The sequence below is a fragment of the Streptomyces sp. L7 genome, from assembly GCF_050990935.1.
Taxonomy (GTDB): Bacteria; Actinomycetota; Actinomycetes; order Actinomycetales; family Microbacteriaceae; genus Leifsonia.
Genome location: NZ_CP194644.1, coordinates 207,008 through 222,132, shown reverse-complemented (window position 1 = coordinate 222,132; position 15,125 = coordinate 207,008). Strand labels below are relative to the sequence as shown.

The 15,125-nt window shown below is 70.3% G+C and carries 17 protein-coding genes; 9 read left to right on the top strand and 8 right to left on the bottom strand.

Annotated features, from left to right (window positions below; all coding sequences use genetic code 11):
- Positions 1 to 267: 267 nt before the first annotated feature.
- Entirely contained in the window at positions 268 to 1,140 is an 873-nt protein-coding gene (locus tag ACR5MH_RS01100) for an SDR family oxidoreductase (RefSeq protein ID WP_431349250.1), read from the bottom strand.
- Complete coding sequence (locus ACR5MH_RS01095; RefSeq protein ID WP_431349249.1) at positions 1,137 to 1,559, bottom strand: nuclear transport factor 2 family protein; 423 nt, start codon at positions 1,557 to 1,559, stop codon at positions 1,137 to 1,139. Before ACR5MH_RS01095 ends, ACR5MH_RS01100 begins: the two co-directional genes overlap by 4 nt.
- Positions 1,560 to 1,617: 58 nt before the next feature.
- On the opposite strand from ACR5MH_RS01095, the gene ACR5MH_RS01090 reads away from it, so the two are divergent.
- Both ACR5MH_RS01090 and ACR5MH_RS01085 read left to right on the top strand, forming a co-directional pair.
- Positions 1,618 to 2,109, top strand: a complete 492-nt coding sequence (locus ACR5MH_RS01090) for a TetR/AcrR family transcriptional regulator (protein WP_433862181.1) — start codon at positions 1,618 to 1,620, stop codon at positions 2,107 to 2,109.
- Complete coding sequence (locus ACR5MH_RS01085; protein ID WP_433862180.1) at positions 2,106 to 2,306, top strand: hypothetical protein; 201 nt, start codon at positions 2,106 to 2,108, stop codon at positions 2,304 to 2,306. The genes ACR5MH_RS01090 and ACR5MH_RS01085 overlap by 4 nt, the downstream gene beginning before the upstream one ends.
- Positions 2,307 to 2,434: 128 nt before the next feature.
- Here the strand turns inward: ACR5MH_RS01085 and ACR5MH_RS01080 are convergent, their stop codons facing one another.
- The 3 genes from ACR5MH_RS01080 to ACR5MH_RS01070 all read right to left on the bottom strand — a co-directional run bounded on the left by ACR5MH_RS01080 (position 2,435) and on the right by ACR5MH_RS01070 (position 4,730).
- A complete protein-coding gene (locus ACR5MH_RS01080; RefSeq protein WP_431349247.1) occupies positions 2,435 to 2,683 on the bottom strand; it encodes an Abi family protein in 249 nt (82 codons plus the stop codon).
- A gap of 182 nt (positions 2,684 to 2,865) precedes the next feature.
- Positions 2,866 to 3,939, bottom strand: coding sequence for a redox-regulated ATPase YchF (gene ychF / locus ACR5MH_RS01075; protein WP_433862179.1), 1,074 nt, complete (start codon positions 3,937 to 3,939; stop codon positions 2,866 to 2,868).
- A 47-nt stretch (positions 3,940 to 3,986) separates the two neighbouring features.
- Positions 3,987 to 4,730 (bottom strand): class I SAM-dependent methyltransferase, encoded by a 744-nt coding sequence (locus ACR5MH_RS01070; RefSeq protein WP_431349246.1) that lies wholly within the window; start codon positions 4,728 to 4,730, stop codon positions 3,987 to 3,989.
- A 134-nt stretch (positions 4,731 to 4,864) separates the two neighbouring features.
- On the opposite strand from ACR5MH_RS01070, the gene ACR5MH_RS01065 reads away from it, so the two are divergent.
- The 3 genes from ACR5MH_RS01065 (at position 4,865) to rmuC (ending at position 8,642) form a co-directional block, all read left to right on the top strand.
- A complete protein-coding gene (locus ACR5MH_RS01065; protein ID WP_431349245.1) occupies positions 4,865 to 5,446 on the top strand; it encodes an exonuclease domain-containing protein in 582 nt (193 codons plus the stop codon).
- 206 nt (positions 5,447 to 5,652) lie between these two features.
- Positions 5,653 to 7,104 carry a sugar porter family MFS transporter gene (locus tag ACR5MH_RS01060; protein ID WP_433862178.1) on the top strand — a complete coding sequence of 484 codons (1,452 nt, stop codon included), beginning with the start codon at positions 5,653 to 5,655 and terminating at the stop codon, positions 7,102 to 7,104.
- A gap of 101 nt (positions 7,105 to 7,205) precedes the next feature.
- Positions 7,206 to 8,642 (top strand): DNA recombination protein RmuC, encoded by a 1,437-nt coding sequence (gene rmuC, locus ACR5MH_RS01055; RefSeq protein WP_431349244.1) that lies wholly within the window; start codon positions 7,206 to 7,208, stop codon positions 8,640 to 8,642.
- Positions 8,643 to 8,892: 250 nt separating this feature from the next.
- Here the strand turns inward: rmuC and glpX are convergent, their stop codons facing one another.
- Positions 8,893 to 9,894 carry a class II fructose-bisphosphatase gene (gene glpX, locus ACR5MH_RS01050; protein ID WP_431349243.1) on the bottom strand — a complete coding sequence of 334 codons (1,002 nt, stop codon included), beginning with the start codon at positions 9,892 to 9,894 and terminating at the stop codon, positions 8,893 to 8,895.
- Between the two features lie 158 nt (positions 9,895 to 10,052).
- Between glpX and fbaA the strand changes: the two genes are divergently transcribed.
- On the top strand, positions 10,053 to 11,081 hold the full coding sequence (fbaA, locus tag ACR5MH_RS01045; protein ID WP_431349242.1) for a class II fructose-bisphosphate aldolase: 1,029 nt from the start codon (positions 10,053 to 10,055) through the stop codon (positions 11,079 to 11,081).
- Positions 11,082 to 11,103: 22 nt separating this feature from the next.
- Positions 11,104 to 11,865, top strand: coding sequence for a DUF6264 family protein (locus tag ACR5MH_RS01040; protein WP_431349241.1), 762 nt, complete (start codon positions 11,104 to 11,106; stop codon positions 11,863 to 11,865).
- Here the strand turns inward: ACR5MH_RS01040 and ACR5MH_RS01035 are convergent.
- Complete coding sequence (locus ACR5MH_RS01035; protein WP_431349240.1) at positions 11,862 to 12,722, bottom strand: SDR family oxidoreductase; 861 nt, start codon at positions 12,720 to 12,722, stop codon at positions 11,862 to 11,864. The two genes, ACR5MH_RS01040 and ACR5MH_RS01035, sit on opposite strands and share 4 nt — an antisense overlap.
- A gap of 95 nt (positions 12,723 to 12,817) precedes the next feature.
- On the opposite strand from ACR5MH_RS01035, the gene ACR5MH_RS01030 reads away from it, so the two are divergent.
- Together ACR5MH_RS01030 and ACR5MH_RS01025 are read left to right on the top strand one after the other, a co-directional pair.
- A complete protein-coding gene (locus ACR5MH_RS01030; protein WP_433862177.1) occupies positions 12,818 to 13,768 on the top strand; it encodes a winged helix-turn-helix transcriptional regulator in 951 nt (316 codons plus the stop codon).
- The gene (locus ACR5MH_RS01025) at positions 13,729 to 14,004 is read left to right on the top strand and encodes a hypothetical protein (RefSeq protein WP_431349239.1); all 276 of its coding nucleotides are present in this window, start codon (positions 13,729 to 13,731) and stop codon (positions 14,002 to 14,004) included. The genes ACR5MH_RS01030 and ACR5MH_RS01025 overlap by 40 nt, the downstream gene beginning before the upstream one ends.
- A gap of 19 nt (positions 14,005 to 14,023) precedes the next feature.
- Here ACR5MH_RS01025 and ACR5MH_RS01020 read toward each other — a convergent pair whose 3' ends face one another.
- Positions 14,024 to 15,073 carry a 4-hydroxy-3-methylbut-2-enyl diphosphate reductase gene (locus ACR5MH_RS01020; RefSeq protein ID WP_431349490.1) on the bottom strand — a complete coding sequence of 350 codons (1,050 nt, stop codon included), beginning with the start codon at positions 15,071 to 15,073 and terminating at the stop codon, positions 14,024 to 14,026.
- Positions 15,074 to 15,125: the final 52 nt, after the last annotated feature.

Here is a 15,125-nt window from a genome sequence, read left to right as displayed (position 1 = left end):
GTCGTTGCGCATGCGCGTCGCCGATGACCGCGCAAGCCGTTCCGACACGCTGTGCGGCATGGCGCTCATCGGGATCCCGCGGGGCCGGTCTCTCCGCTGGTTCAGCCCGGACCACATTCACTCGCCGGCGCCCCGCCCCAAGCAAGGCCCGACGGCGTTCAGTCCCGCGGTGACTTTCGCCGCGCCGCTCGCCTCTCGCGCCCAATCAGCTGCACATTGAACCGGAACTCGACCACGTTACGTTGCAGAGAGAGATAACGCCGTTGGTCAGGCCACGCTGGATCCGGCCAGCACGTCTCCAAGCGTCCGGCGCGGCCCATCGATGGGACCCACCACGGGAGCTTCGGGGCGCGGAACCCCAGTGTCCATCGCGAGCGCCGTCCGATTCTGTCGGGCGAATGCAGGGCTCAGGGGAGCCGCAGCCACGGAGAGCAGGCGCAGGAGGGGCCGTGGCACGTGCCGAGCGGGGCCACGCCAACCTCGGGCGTCTTGCAGCGCACGCGCCAGGTCGTTCATCGTGATCGGCTCACCGGCGACCTCGATCACGCGCCCCCGGACGGTCGGGTCAGTGGCGGCGCGAGTGACGACGGCGGCGACGTCGAGGACCGACACGAAGGGGATCGGCTGAACACCACGGCCGAACACCAGCGGGCGGCCGGAGGCGCCGGCCGTCGTGGACAGGATCCCAAGCCAGGTCTCCAAGTAGGCGGGCGGCCGCACGATCACCCACGGCGCTTCGCTCTCGCGGAGGTACTCTTCGGCAGCGAACTTCGCTCGGAAGAGGTCGATGGGATGGTCAGGGGAGGCGCCGGACGCCGAGACGAGGACGACCCCGGCGTCAGCTGCTGCCGCCGCCTCCACGAGATGGGCGTTGCCGCGGTCGTCGACCTCGGCGGGTCCGGCCCCACGGCCGCCGAGGAAGCCGTGCACTGCGGAGACCACCATTTCGGCGTCAGCGACCGCCTCGTCGAGTCCGTCGCGTCTTCGCACGTCGCCACTGACCACCTCGACTCGGTCGTCGAAGAGTGCCCTCGCGCGGGCCGTGTCGCGCGTCAGCACCCGCACCTTCACGCCCTTGCCGACCAGCTCGGCGACGACATGCCGTCCCAGCAAGCCACTGCCTCCCGCGACGACGATCATCTCGGGCCGTCCGCATGCACTTGTGCTCGAACCGCGTCATCGACGGTCGTTCCCGTCTGATCCACGGGTTCCAGGTAGAAACGGGCTGAGGCGGCGCGCTCGCCCTGCAGCCCGAAGATGATGACCCCGCGCATGAGATGCGGGGTGCCATCGACTCGCGTACCGCTCATCTCCCATTCCGACCACACGTCCGAGCCCGCGACCGTATGGCCTAGAACCACGGACCGGACATCGGGAACGAATTCGAAGATCTGCTGCCAGTTGCTCCGGACCTGCTCGGTTCCTTCGAACGAACGGCCTGGGTGTGCTGGCGTCTCGTTCTGGTATTCGGCGGCGAAGCAGTCCACGAGCGCATCGAGGTCGTGGTCGTTCGTGGCCCGCTGCAGTCGGGCGAGAAACGGATGTGTGTCGGCGGACATGGTGCCCCCTATTTCATTACACTACTCTGTATCTATTAGTTCGAGTATGGAGCGTGCGATGGCGGGAGTCAAGCGGCAGTATGACGGGACCGCCCGGCGCGCTCGGGCCGAGAAAATGCGGGAGTCGCTGATCGAGACCGCTCGCGCGATGCTCGTTGCCGACGGATACGCCGCACTGACGATCCCGAAGGTCGCCCGGGCATGCGAGGTCTCGGTGGAGTCGGTCTACAAGCGGTTCGCGGGCAAGCCGGCCCTCGTCCGCGCTGTCGTCGAGGAGGCGCTACGGGGCATCGGACCGATCGCGGCCGAAACCCGCTCGGACGCGCTCAGCGCTGCTGACCTCCCAGGCCTACTGCATGGTTGGGGCCGGCTCTCGGCCGAGGTCGGCCCCCGGGTCGCCCCCATCCTGCTCCTCCTGGATGCGGCCGCCGGACACGACCCCGAACTGGCAGACCTGGCTCGCGAGCTGGAGGAGGATCGGCGGGCGCGGATGACGGAGAACGCCCTGCGCCTCGCCGACGCCGGGCACCTTCCCCCGGCCTTCCCGTGAGGCGCGTCGCGGACATCCTGCTTACCTATAGTTCCCCCCAGCTCTACGACCTCATCGTGATCCGGAACGGCTGGACTCTCGATCAGTACGCCGACTTCATCTCCACCGGCATCGCGGCCCACCTCAGCGCCCGAGCGGATCGGACCGACACCGGGCCTGCCGACACAGCATTCAGCGGGCCGGGAACCCAACGGTAGCGCGACCATGAACTGAGGCCCGCCGTCGACTTTTCAGGGGCCAGGGCGCGCGATTATCCGATTGATGCCCTGACCTTCCATATCGTTACAGCAGGTCGATGCGCCGTGCTGATCTGCCATGACACGGGCTACGTGTGTGAACGAAGCATCAGCTCAACTTGAGCCAGCGGCCGGACGAGCGCGTTGCGCAGCGCCTCATCTGCGTCGTACACGGCACGGATCTGATCGAACGTGGTACCCGCTCGGAAGTCATCATCGCCCAGGTGCGGGGCATTCTGGAAGTACCTCGCATAGCCCGAGAAGCGGTAGTGGTTCGTCGCAGCCAAGAACCGCGCGCAGGCCAGGTGATCATCGACCACGAGGCCCCGGCCGACCACCAGGGCTACTTGCTCATCCCCAGGACAGGCTCGGCTTCTCGCACACCTCGAAAAGAAGAAGGCCCCTCCCATTTGAGCTCCTTCGAGAGGCTTGGGAGGGGGTCGATTGGCTCTAGTCCATCCGACGCAGCCAGGATTCGCCAGCCACACTGTGCTGCGTGGACAGGAGAAACCTTGGTCAGCTACACGTTGAAACGGAACTCCACCACATCCCCGTCCTGCATCACATACTCTTTCCCCTCCATGCGCGCCTTCCCGCGCGCCCGCGCCTCCGCGACGCTGCCGGCGTCGACGAGGTCGTCGAAGGAGATGACTTCGGCCTTGATGAAGCCCTTCTCGAAGTCGGTGTGGATGACGCCGGCCGCCTGGGGGGCCTTCCAGCCCTTGTGGATGGTCCAGGCGCGGGATTCTTTCGGGCCGGCCGTCAGGTAGGTCTGCAGGCCGAGGGTGTCGAAGCCGATGCGGGCGAGCTGGTCGAGGCCGCTCTCCGTCTGGCCGGTGGACGCCAGCAGCTCTGCGGCGTCGGCGGCGTCGAGGTCGATCAGCTCCGACTCCAGCTTGGCGTCCAGGAAGACCGCCTGCGCGGGGGCGACCAGCGCCGCCAACTCGGCGCGGCGGCCGTCATCCGTCAGCACGTCCTCGTCCACGTTGAACACGTAGATGAACGGCTTCGCGGTGAGCAGGCCGAGCTCGCGGATGGGCTCCAGGTCGATCGTGGAGGCCGACAGCGGCTTGCCGTCGTTCAGGAACGCGATGGCCTCGCGGGCCGTCTCCAGGACGACCGGCTCCAGCTTGCGGCCCTTGACCTCCTTCTCGTAGCGCTGCTCCGCCTTCTCGAGGGTCTGCAGGTCGGCGAGGATGAGCTCGGTGTTGATGGTCTCCATGTCGCCTGCCGCGTCGACCTTGCCGGCGACGTGCACCACGTCGGGGTCGGAGAAGCCGCGGACGACCTGCGCGATGGCGTCGGCCTCGCGGATGTTCGCGAGGAACTTGTTGCCGAGGCCCTCGCCCTCACTCGCGCCCTTCACGATTCCGGCGATGTCGAGGAACGAGACCGGGGCGGGGAGGATGCGCTCGCTGCCGAACAGCTCGGCCAGCTTGTCGAGGCGCGGGTCCGGGAGGTTCACGACGCCGACGTTCGGCTCGATGGTCGCGAACGGGTAGTTCGCCGCGAGGGCGTCGTTCTTGGTCAGCGCGTTGAAGAGGGTCGACTTGCCGACGTTCGGGAGTCCGACGATACCGATAGTGAGAGCCACGGTCGTCCATTCTACGGGCGACAGCGGCACGGCTCAGCCGCCCGGTGTCAGCCCAGCGTCGCCCGGTAGCACCGGGTGACGTACGGCAGCCCGATCCGCTCCGCCCCCGCCAGGTCCGGATGCTCGTTGTGGAGCCGGCGCAGCGACCCGATGACCGCGGCCTGCGCAGCGGGGTCCTTCGTGATGAAGTAGCTGCGCGAGCGCGCCAGATCCAGGAGGCCGTCGAGCGTGAGCGCCTGCACCCAGTGGACGTCGTGCCGCTCCAGTTCGCCGAACGGCGCTCCCACCGCCGGTTCCTCCTCCTCGCCGAAGGTCGCCTCCCCCGTGCCCATCAGCTCGCCCAGCTCGCGCACCCAGTCGACGCTCTCGTCCCGGTCGTTCCAGACCAGCCCGATTCGGCCGCCCGGTCGCAGCACGCGCGCGACCTCCGGGACGGCCTGCTCGCGGTCCACCCAGTGCCAGGCTTGCGCGGCGACCACCAGACCGGCGCTGGAGTCGGGGACGGGGACGCTCTCGCCCGTCCCGATCCGGGCGTCCGCCTCCGGGACACGCGAGGTCAGCACGCCGAGCATCTGCGGCGACGGGTCGACCGCGATCACGTCGAAACCGCTCCCGACCAGGGCCTGCGTCAGCTTGCCGGTGCCGGCGCCGAGGTCGACGACCGGGCCGGTGACGCCCTCCGTGAGCCAGGCGACCGCGTCCGCCGGATACTCCGGCCGCGCCGCGTCGTACAGCTCCGCCGCCCGGTCGAACGCGCGCGCGTGCGCCTCCCGCTCCCGTCGCTCCCGCATACCGGCGACCCTACCCCGCACCCGAAACCGCCGAGTACGCAGACAATCGACGTACTCGGCGGTTTTCGGTCGATTTCGCGCGTACTCGGCGGTGCGCGGCGGGCGACGTCGGTGGGGCGTGCGAGCATTCGGGCGTGCCACTGGACTTCACCGCCATCGACTTCGAGACCGCGAACTCCTCGGCGGCATCCGCCTGCTCGGTCGGGCTCGTGAAGGTGCGCGACGGCCGCGTGGTCGACCGCGCGAGCTGGTTCATCCGGCCGCCGCTCGGGCACGACGTCTTCCAGGAGTGGAACGTCCGCATCCACGGCATCCGGCCGGAGGACGTCGCCGACGCCGCAGGCTGGGTCGACCAGCTCGCCGACCTGGTGGAGTTCGCGGAGGACGACCACCTGGTCGCCCACAACGCCGGCTTCGACATGGGCGTCATCCGCGCCGCGTGCGCCGCCACCCTCGTCGCCTGCCCCGAGTACCGCTACCTGTGCAGCCTCCAGGTCGCCCGCCGCACCTACCACCTGGAGTCGTACCGCCTCCCGGTCGCGGCGATGGCGGCCGGGTTCGAGGATTTCAACCACCACGACGCCCTCGCCGACGCGGAGGCCTGCGCGGCGATCGTCGTGCACGCCGCGCGCCGCCACGACGCCGCGACGATCGACGACCTCGCGGCTCTCACCGGCACCCGCGTGGGCCGCATCGGCATGGCCGTCGCGGCCTAGCGCCCGCCCCACGCCGTTCTGCGCCCCGGCGCTCCGTCTCTGCGCTCCGCCGCTGCGCTCCGCACTCCCGCGCGCCCGCGCGTCCCTCGGCTCGCGCGCGTCCGCACAAAGTAATCAGGCATAAACACCTCAGTAATGAAAGCATTGCAACTTCACGCGTCACGTTCTAATGTCCAGACATAGCAACAAGACGCGAAGGAGCGATCATGACCGCATCCCCTCACCCGGAGGCCGCCGAGACGGCCGCCGGCACCACCGCCTCCGCAGGCTCGACCCCTCCCCACCCCGACGACCCCCGCGCGCGCCGCTTCCTGCGGCGGATCGCCGTGCTCGCAACCTTCGGCGGCCTCCTTTTCGGCTACGACACCGGTGTCATCAGCGGCGCCCTGCCGTTCATGCAGTTCGACCAGCGTCCGCTCACCCCGCTCGAGGAGGGCACGATCGTGTCGTCGCTCCTCTTCGGCGCGGCGCTCGGGTCCTTCCTCGGCGGCCGGATCGCCGACCGGCGCGGACGTCGCGGCCTCATCGGCGCGCTCGCGGTCGTGTTCTTCATCGCGGCGGTCGCGTGCGCGTTCGCCCCGACGATCGGCGTCATGATCGCCGCCCGCTTCGTGCTCGGCCTCGCAGTCGGCGGCGCGTCGGTCGTGGTGCCGATGTACCTGGCAGAGCTCTCCCCCGCCGCCCGCCGCGGTCGCATCGTCACGCAGAACGAGCTGATGATCGTCTCCGGCCAGCTCGCCGCGTTCGTCGTGAACGCGGTGCTCGCCTCCGTCGTCCCCGAGCAGGCTGCCGTGTGGCGCTGGATGCTCGTCGTCGCGTCGCTGCCGGCCGTGGTGCTGTTCTTCGGGATGCTCGTCGTGCCGGAGAGCCCGCGCTGGCTCATCCTGCACGGCCGCTTCGCGGAGGGACTCGCCGTCCTGCGCCGCATCCGCACGGAGCAGCAGGCCGAGCGGGAGGCCGAGGACATCCGCCGCCACGAGGAGCGCGCCGTCCGCACGCCGCTGCTGAAGGAGCTCGGCGTGCCGTGGATCCGCCGGGTCTTCGTGATCGGCCTCGGAATCGCGATGGTGCAGCAGCTCACCGGGGTGAACTCGATCATGTACTACGGCGTCCAGATCCTCCAGAAGTCCGGCTTCGACCAGCAGGGCGCGCTCGTCGGCCAGATCGCCAACGGCGTCATCTCGGTGCTCGCCACGTTCGTCGGCATCGCCCTGCTCGGCAAGGTGGGCCGGCGACCCCTCCTGATCATCGGCCTGATCGGGACGACGACCTCCCTGCTGCTGGTCGGCGGCGCCTCCGCGCTGCTCGCCGACACACCCGCTCTGCCGTTCGTGGTGCTGTCGCTGACGGTGACCTTCCTCGCCTTCCAGCAGGGCGCCGTGTCCCCGGTGACCTGGCTGATGCTCGCGGAGATCTTCCCTGCACGCATCCGCGGCGCCGCGTTCGGTCTCGCCGCGCTCATCCTGTGGCTGACGAACTTCCTGGTCGGGTTCCTCTTCCCCCAGCTCGTGGACGGGTTCGGGATCTCGCCCACCTTCTTCCTCTTCGCGGTCGTGGGCGTCGGCGCTGTCGTGTTCGTGGCACGCTGCCTGCCCGAAACCCGCGGACGCAGCCTGGAGACGCTGGAGGCCGAGCTGCGCGAGCGGTTCACCCGCTGAGCCACCACACGGCGGCACGCCGAGGGCGGGTCGGGAGCGATTTCCCGCCCCGCCCTCCGTCGTTCGCGGCGGTTGTCGGCGGCCCCTGCGACACTGAGCGCATGGACTTCCCCGCACTGCTCCTCGGCCTCCTGCTCGGTCTCCTCGTCGGCGCGGCGGGAGCCGGATACGCCGTCGCACGGCTGCTCCGGAGCCGCGAAGCCGCGGCGCCCACGGTGGAGGACCCGGCGATCGTCGCCGCCCGCCACGAGAAGGAGCTCCTCGAGGTGCGCGCGGAGGAGGCGGCCGCCCAGGCCGGGCTCCGCGCGGAGCTCGCCGCCGCCGACACCCGCGTCGACGCGCTGCAGGAGCAACTGCGCGGGATGCACGAGAAGCTGCGCGAGACCGAGGAGCGGCACCGTGCCGAAGCCCTCGCGCAGACCGAGCGCGAGCGCGCCGAGAGCAAGGTGCTGCAGGCGCTGGCGCCGGTGCGCGAGAGCCTCAGCGACATGCAGCGCAAAGTGATCGAGCTCGAGACCCAGCGCAATCAGCAGCACGGCCAGCTCGCCCAGCAACTCCGGTCGGCGGCCGAGTCGGAGGAGCGGCTGCGGAGCACCGCCGAGTCGCTGGCGTCCGCGCTCCGCTCCAACAGCACGCGCGGCGTCTGGGGCGAGACCCAGCTGCGCAGCGTCGTGGAGGCCGCGGGGCTCATCGAACGGGTGGACTTCGACGTGCAGTCCAGCATCCATTCGGAGTCGGGCGCCGGCCGACCCGACATGATCATCCGTCTCCCCGGCGGCAAGAACATCGCCCTCGACGCCAAGGTGCCGTTCAACGCCTACCTCGAGGCCAGCCAGATCCCCGCGACCGCGACCGGTGCCGAGGGCGCGCAGCGCGAAGCTCTCCTCAAGCAGCACGTGAAGGCCGTCCGCGACCACATCACCACGCTGGGCAGCAAGGCCTACTGGACGGGGCTGGAGTCCTCCCCCGAACTCGTCATCGCGTTCATCCCGAGCGAGTCGCTGGTGTCGTCGGCGATGGAGGCCGACCCGTCGATCATGGAGTTCGCCTTCGGCAAGCGCGTGGCGCTGGCGTCGCCCGTGACGCTGTGGTCGGTCCTGAAGACGGTCGCGTTCAGCTGGCAGCAGGACGTGCTGACCCAGGAGGCCAAACAGCTCTTCGACCTCAGCCGCACCCTCTACAGCCGACTCGGCACCACCGCCGGCCACATCGAGAAGCTCGGCCGGTCGATCGAGCGCACGGTCAAGGACTACAACGGCTTCGTCGGCTCCTTCGAGCGCCAGGTGTTCCCGGCCGCGCGGAAGCTCGGCGCGCTGGACGAGTCCAAGGTGATCGGCGTCCTGGAGGGCATCGAGGAGGCGCCGCGCGAGCTCACGGCGTTCGAGCTGGTCGACGAGCTGGACGCCCAGGCCGAGGCCCGCCTCCGAGTCGAGGTGCCGGCCGCCGAGGAGGTCCGCGACATGCACGGCATCGACAAGCTCGCCATCGAGGAGCAGGCCCGCGCCGCCGACCGCGACACGGACTCCGGCGCCGCCTGACGCCGCCCCCGCACGCCGCGCGACCACGTCACGACGCGGCACCAACGTCGCCAACGCGCATTAGCACATTCGGCACGAATGTCGCGAATACGGCGCGCAAACACCACATTCGGCACGAATTTCCTCACGCGGCCAAGCCACGATTCCGCACGAATGTCACGAATGCGGCGCGCAAACGCTACATTCGGCACGAATGTCGTGACGCGAGCAGGCCACGATTCGGCACGAATGTCGCCGATGGGGCGCGCGGTTAGAGCTCGTCGGCCGACAGCCACTTCTCCGCGAGGTGGTCGGCGACCACGCGGCGGATGGTTCCCGACTTCGAGCGCAGCACGATCGACTCCGTGCGGATGATCGGGCCCTTGCGGCGCACGCCCTCCACCAGGCCGCCGTCGGTGACGCCGGTCGCAACGAAGAAGGTGTTGTCGCCCTTCACCAGGTCGTCGGCGCCGTAGATCCGGTCCATGTCCAGGCCCGCCGCGATCCCGCCCGCGCGCTCGGCGTCGTCCTTCGGCGCCAGCCGGCCCTGCATGAAGCCGCCGATCGCCTTGATCGCGCACGCGGTCGTGATGCCCTCCGGGCTGCCGCCGATGCCGACGCACAGGTCGATGCGCGACTCGTAGCGGGCCGCGTTGATGCCGCCGGCCACATCGCCGTCGAGCATGAGCCGGGTCCCGGCGCCCGCGGCGCGGATCTCCTCGATGAGGCCCTCGTGCCGCGGCCGGTCGAGCACGGCCACGCGGATCTCGCCCACCGGCTTGCCCTTGGCCTTCGCCAGCTCGCGGATGTTGTCCCCGATCGGCTGCGACAGGTCCACGACCCCGCGGCCCTCCGGTCCGGTGACGATCTTGTCCATGTAGAACACGCTCGAGGCGTCCAGCATCGTGCCACGGTCGGACACTGCGATCACGGACAGCGCGTTCTGGCGGCCGGCGGCGGTCAGCGAGGTGCCGTCGATCGGGTCGACCGCGATGTCGCAGGCAGGCCCGCGTCCGTTGCCGACGTGCTCGCCGTTGAACAGCATCGGGGCGTTGTCCTTCTCGCCCTCGCCGATCACGATGAGCCCGTCGAAGTTGACCGTCCCGAGGAACTTGCGCATCGCGTCGACGGCCGCGCCGTCCGCCGCGTTCTTGTCGCCGCGGCCGATCCACGGCGTGGCCCGGATCGCCGCCGCCTCGGTCGCCCGCACCAGCTCCATCGCCAGGTTCCGGTCGGGGTGAAGGAAGAGGGACGCGGTATCGGTGCTGGTCATGATGGGTCCTCCCGGACGAATCGAATCGAGCCGCCGGACGACGGCGAAGCCAGTGTATCGAGGGGAGGTCGCCCACATCGAGGGGAGGTCGCCGGAGGCACCGGACCCGCGTCGGTATGATGAGTCCCGTTCGACACCCCGATTCCCAAGGAGCCGCAATGCCCATCGCCACGCCGGACCAGTACGCAGAGATGCTCGACAAGGCGAAGGCGGGCGGCTTCGCATATCCCGCGTTCAACGTGTCGTCCTCGCAGACGATCAACTCCGTGCTCCAGGGCCTCACCGAAGCGGGCAGCGACGGCATCATCCAGGTCACCACCGGTGGCGCCGACTACTTCGCCGGCCAGACCGTCAAGGCCCGCGCCACGGGCGCCCTCGCGTTCGCCAAGTTCGCCACCGAGGTCGCCAAGAACTACCCGATCACCGTCGCGCTGCACACCGATCACTGCCCGAAGGGCGCCCTCGACGACTTCGTGCTGCCGCTCATCGCCGCGTCCGAGGAGGAGGTCCGCGCGGGGCGCAACCCGATCTTCCAGTCCCACATGTGGGACGGCTCGGCGGTCCCCCTGAACGAGAACCTCGAGATCGCGCAGGAGATGATCAAGCGCACCAAGGCCATCAACGCCATCCTCGAGGTCGAGATCGGCGTCGTCGGCGGCGAGGAGGACGGCGTGCGCCACGAGGGCTCCAACGAGGCCCTCTACACGACCCTCGCCGACGCCGAGAAGGCCGTCGAGGCCCTGGGCTTCGGCGAGAACGGCCGCTACATGGCCGCACTCACCTTCGGCAACGTGCACGGCGTCTACAAGCCGGGCAACGTCAAGCTGCGCCCGGAGCTCCTCAAGGAGATCCAGGACGGCCTGGCCGCCAAGTACGGCCACGGCCCGAAGCCGCTCGACCTCGTCTTCCACGGCGGCTCCGGCTCGACCGATGAGGAGATCGCCGAGGCGGTCCGCAACGGCGTCGTGAAGATGAACATCGACACCGACACCCAGTACGCGTTCACCCGCTCGATCGCCGGCTACATGTTCGAGAACTACGACGGCGTGCTCAAGGTCGACGGCGAGGTGGGCAACAAGAAGGCCTACGACCCGCGCGCCTGGGGCAAGGTCGCCGAGACCGCGATGGCCGCCCGCGTCGTGGAGGCCACGCAGCAGCTCGGCAGCGCCGGTCACTCCGGCAAGTAGGCACCACACGTAGGCTGGGGGGATGAGCGAGCACGACCCGGAGAAGGCGCCGGACGAACGTCCGCGCCCGAAATACGGCGAGCTCGCCCCTCCCGGCTGGGTGTGGAAGCCCCCGCAGGACGCCGACCGGCTGGACACCACGCACCACAGCCCGGCGGCGTCGGAGGTCGAGGAGCCTCCCGCCGCGCCGCAGCAGCCCGGGTATTGGGGCGGCCAGCGCGAGGGCGGCCCGCACGAGGGCGGCCAGTACGGCGCCCCGCAGGGACGCGACGGCTACGGCCGCCCGTACCCGTCCAGACCCCAGCTCCGCGCCGACGCGCCGCGCTGGAACGTCACGACGACGATCGTGCTGCTCGTCGTCGGCTTCTTCGGGATGTCGTACACGATCGGCACCCTGCAGGGTCTGCCCGCGATGCTGCAGCTCATGCACTCCTCGCTCAACCTCGGCAAGTACACCCAAGATCCGTCCGTCGCCCCGCTGATCACCGCGGGCACGATCGCGATGGCCGGCATCTGGGCGGTCTCGCTCGGGCTCTCGGTGTGGCTGCTCGTGCAGAAGCGGCTGGCGTTCTATGTCCCGCTGATCGCCGGGATCGTGGCGTTCATCACGCTCTTCGTCGTCCTGGGCCTGATCTTCTCGACGGACCCGGTGCTGCTCGACTACTACAACGGGATCGCGCCCGCGACGCCGGGCCCGAGCACCCCGGGCCCGAGCACCCCGGCGCCGAGCTCGCCGCATCCGACGAGCCCGGCCGCCACTCCCGGGGCGTCGACCTCCGCTTAGGCTGCGAGCGACTCCGCGAGGCCTGCGGCGAGCGGCGTCGTCGGCCGGCCGATCAGTTCGCTGAGCGTCCCGGGCGCGTCCGCGAGCGCGCCGTCGCGGATGTTGCCGTCGAGCGCGACCACGAAGCCCGCGGTCCCCTCGTCCAGGCCCGCCTCGCGCAGCGCCGCGCCGTGCTCCTCCGGCGTCACCGAGCGGTACGCGACCGGGCGGCCGAGCAGCTCGCCGATGGCTGCCGCGAGGTCGTCGAACGTCCACGCGACATCCCCCGCGAGCTCGTAGACCGCACCGTCGTGGCCGTCGGTCGTGAGCACGACAGCCGCGGCCTCCGCGTAGTCCTTGCGCGAGGCGCTGGCGACGCGGCCGGGCGCTGCACTGCCGACCAGCTCTCCCGTCGCGGCCGCGATGTCGACCTGCCCCGCGTAGTTCTCGGTGTACCAGTTGTTGCGCAGCACCGTCACCGGGAGGCCGGATGCCGCGAGCAGCCGTTCGGTCTCCGCGTGCTCCGGCGCGAGCACCAGGTCGGTGGCGTCGGCATGAGGGGCGCTCGTGTACACCAGGCGGCCGACGCCCGCGCGCACGGCGGCGTCGATGGCGTTGCGGTGCTGCGGGATGCGCTGGCCGACCTCCGAGCCCGAGACGAGCAGGAGGGCGTCGGCTCCGGCGAACGCCGCGTCCAGGGTCTCCGGCTTCTCGAAGTCGATCACTGCGGTCTGCGCGCCCAGGGCGGCCACCGGGGCGAGGCGCTCGGCGCTGCGCCCGAGGGCGCGGATGTCCGCGGCGGGCACCCCGCGGTCGAGGAGGGCGGCTACGGTGAGGCGTCCGAGGTGTCCGGTGGCTCCGGTGACGACGATGGTCATGGGTGTGTTTCCTTTCGGTCGGTCGTGGTCCGCAACAGACGTCCCGCCCGGAAACTTCCCTGTCGGAGGTACCCACTTTTCGGTAAGTTACTGACGTGGACACCAGATTCGAGTCGTTCGAGGGCCTCGGTTTCACCGACGGCGTGCTCCCCTCGGAGTGCCCGTCGCGCATCGTGCTCAACCACGTCACCAGCACCTGGGGCGTGCTCGTGCTGGTCGCGCTCGCCCGCAGCGATCTGCGTTGGGGCGAACTGCGCCGCACAGTGCAGGGCATCAGCGAGAAGATGCTCGCCCAGACCCTGCGCACGCTCGAGAAGGACGGCTTCGTCCTTCGCACCGCCCAGCCCACGGTCCCGCCGCGCGTCGACTACAGCCTCACCACCCGCGGCCGGGAGGTCACCGGCCACCTGCTGCCGCTGATGGGCTGGATCGCCGACAACGCCGACGACATCCTGTCCGGCGAACCGCCGGCCCCGCCCGCGCCGCTCGGCTTCGAGACCGGGAGCGGCTCGGTCAGCGGCGACTACCGCGAGGGCAACGAGGACTCCCTCTACGCGTCGGCCTGGTCGGCGTTCGTCGCCGACGGCGTGGGAGGTCATGCCGCCGGCGAGATCGCGTCGGCGACCGTCGCGATCCGGCTCGCGTCGATGCTGGACGCGACGGAGGGCCGCATCCCCGGCGAGGAGCGGCTCCGCGAGCTGGTCGCGATCGCGAACTCCGACCTGGCCCTCCGCGTCCGCATGGACCCGGCGCTGTCCGGGATGGCGACGACGCTGGTGGGGTCTTCTCCGACGGCGAGCGCATCACCGTCGCGCACACCGGCGACTCCCGCGCCTATCGCCTGCGGGACGGCGGCCTCGCCCAGATCACCGAGGACGATTCCCTCGTGCGCGAGCTGCTCGCCACCGGTGCGATCCGCGAAGGCGACATCGCCTCGCACCCGCTGCGGTCGGTGGTCACCCATGTGCTCGGCGGCGACGCGGGGGACGCGGCCGCGCTGCACGTCATGTCCGAGCCGGCGCGCCGCGGCGACCGCTGGCTGCTGACGAGCGACGGGCTGACCGACTACGTGCCGATCCTCGACGTCGCCGAGACCCTCGCGGCGGCGGCTACGCCTCAGGAGGCCGCGGACGCGCTGATCGCCCTCGCGCTGATGCACCAGGCGCGCGACAACGTCTCCGTGGTCGTCGCGGACGTGGTGGAACTCCCGGAGACGCCCGTCTACCGTCCGGCCTTCGGCGGCTCGGCCGCCTCCGACCCCGCGTCGTCGCGCGCGTTCTAGCGAACGGATCGGGTGAGCGTCAGCTCCCCGACCGCCCGCCCAGCGCCCGAGCGTCCTGCTTGCCGCTGATGTCCTTGCGGAGCTCCTTCGGCAGCGAGAACATCAGGTCCTCCTCCGCCGTCTTGACCTCCTGCACCTCGGCGTAGCCTGCGCCGGAGAGCTCCGCGAGCACCTCCTGCACCAGCACCTCCGGCACCGACGCGCCGCTGGTCACACCGACCGTCGCAACGCCGTCGAGCCACTCCTGGCGGATCTCGCTGGCGTAGTCCACCCGGTAGGCGGCGGTCGCGCCGTACTCCAGCGCGACCTCCACGAGGCGCACCGAGTTGGACGAGTTGGCCGAGCCGACCACGATCACGAGGTCGGCGTCCTCCGCCACCTTCTTGATCGCGACCTGACGGTTCTGCGTCGCGTAGCAGATGTCGTCGCTGGGCGGGTCCTGGAGGTTCGGGAAGCGCTCGCGGAGCCGGCGCACGGTCTCCATCGTCTCGTCCACGGACAGCGTGGTCTGCGACAGCCACACCACCTTGTCCGGGTCCTTCACCTGGATGCGGTCGACATCGTCCGGGCCGTTCACGAGTGTCACGTGCTCGGGAGCCTCGCCGGCTGTGCCCTCGACCTCCTCGTGCCCTTCGTGGCCGATCAGCAGGATCTCGAAGTCGTCGCGGGCGAAGCGCACGGCCTCGCGGTGCACCTTGGTGACCAGCGGGCAGGTGGCGTCGATGGCGAGGAGGCCGCGGTCGGCCGCGGCGTTCACGACCGCGGGCGAGACGCCGTGGGCAGAGAAGACGACGTGCGCGCCCGTCGGCACTTCGTCGACCTCGTCCACGAAGATCGCGCCCTGCTGCTCCAGCTCGGACACCACGTGCACGTTGTGGACGATCTGCTTGCGCACGTAGACCGGCGCGCCGTAGTGCTCCAGCGCCTTCTCGACAGCGATCACGGCACGGTCGACGCCGGCGCAGTAGCCGCGCGGGGCCGCCAGCAGCACACGCTTGTGTCCCTGGACCGGGATATCCTGAAGCCGCCCGCGCTCGCCGGCGTCCCGCTTGACGGGGATCCGGGGCATGGGGAGGCTGATGGTCGCATCGCTCACCCCTCGATCGTACGCGGTGGGCGCT

What these genes read in the sequence shown, in the direction of transcription:
- ACR5MH_RS01040 (WP_431349241.1), top strand. Translation starts at nt 11,104, where the DNA reads ATGAGCGAGCACGACCCGGAGAAGGCGCCGGACGAACGTCCGCGCCCG.
- ACR5MH_RS01060 (WP_433862178.1), top strand. Translation starts at nt 5,653, where the DNA reads ATGACCGCATCCCCTCACCCGGAGGCCGCCGAGACGGCCGCCGGCACC.
- ACR5MH_RS01025 (WP_431349239.1), top strand. Translation starts at nt 13,729, where the DNA reads ATGTCCGAGCCGGCGCGCCGCGGCGACCGCTGGCTGCTGACGAGCGAC.
- fbaA (WP_431349242.1), top strand. Translation starts at nt 10,053, where the DNA reads ATGCCCATCGCCACGCCGGACCAGTACGCAGAGATGCTCGACAAGGCG.
- glpX (WP_431349243.1), bottom strand. Translation starts at nt 9,894, where the DNA reads ATGACCAGCACCGATACCGCGTCCCTCTTCCTTCACCCCGACCGGAAC.
- ACR5MH_RS01090 (WP_433862181.1), top strand. Translation starts at nt 1,618, where the DNA reads ATGGCGGGAGTCAAGCGGCAGTATGACGGGACCGCCCGGCGCGCTCGG.
- ACR5MH_RS01100 (WP_431349250.1), bottom strand. Translation starts at nt 1,140, where the DNA reads ATGATCGTCGTCGCGGGAGGCAGTGGCTTGCTGGGACGGCATGTCGTC.
- rmuC (WP_431349244.1), top strand. Translation starts at nt 7,206, where the DNA reads ATGGACTTCCCCGCACTGCTCCTCGGCCTCCTGCTCGGTCTCCTCGTC.
- ACR5MH_RS01020 (WP_431349490.1), bottom strand. Translation starts at nt 15,073, where the DNA reads ATGCCCCGGATCCCCGTCAAGCGGGACGCCGGCGAGCGCGGGCGGCTT.
- ACR5MH_RS01095 (WP_431349249.1), bottom strand. Translation starts at nt 1,559, where the DNA reads ATGTCCGCCGACACACATCCGTTTCTCGCCCGACTGCAGCGGGCCACG.
- ACR5MH_RS01035 (WP_431349240.1), bottom strand. Translation starts at nt 12,722, where the DNA reads ATGACCATCGTCGTCACCGGAGCCACCGGACACCTCGGACGCCTCACC.
- ACR5MH_RS01070 (WP_431349246.1), bottom strand. Translation starts at nt 4,730, where the DNA reads ATGCGGGAGCGACGGGAGCGGGAGGCGCACGCGCGCGCGTTCGACCGG.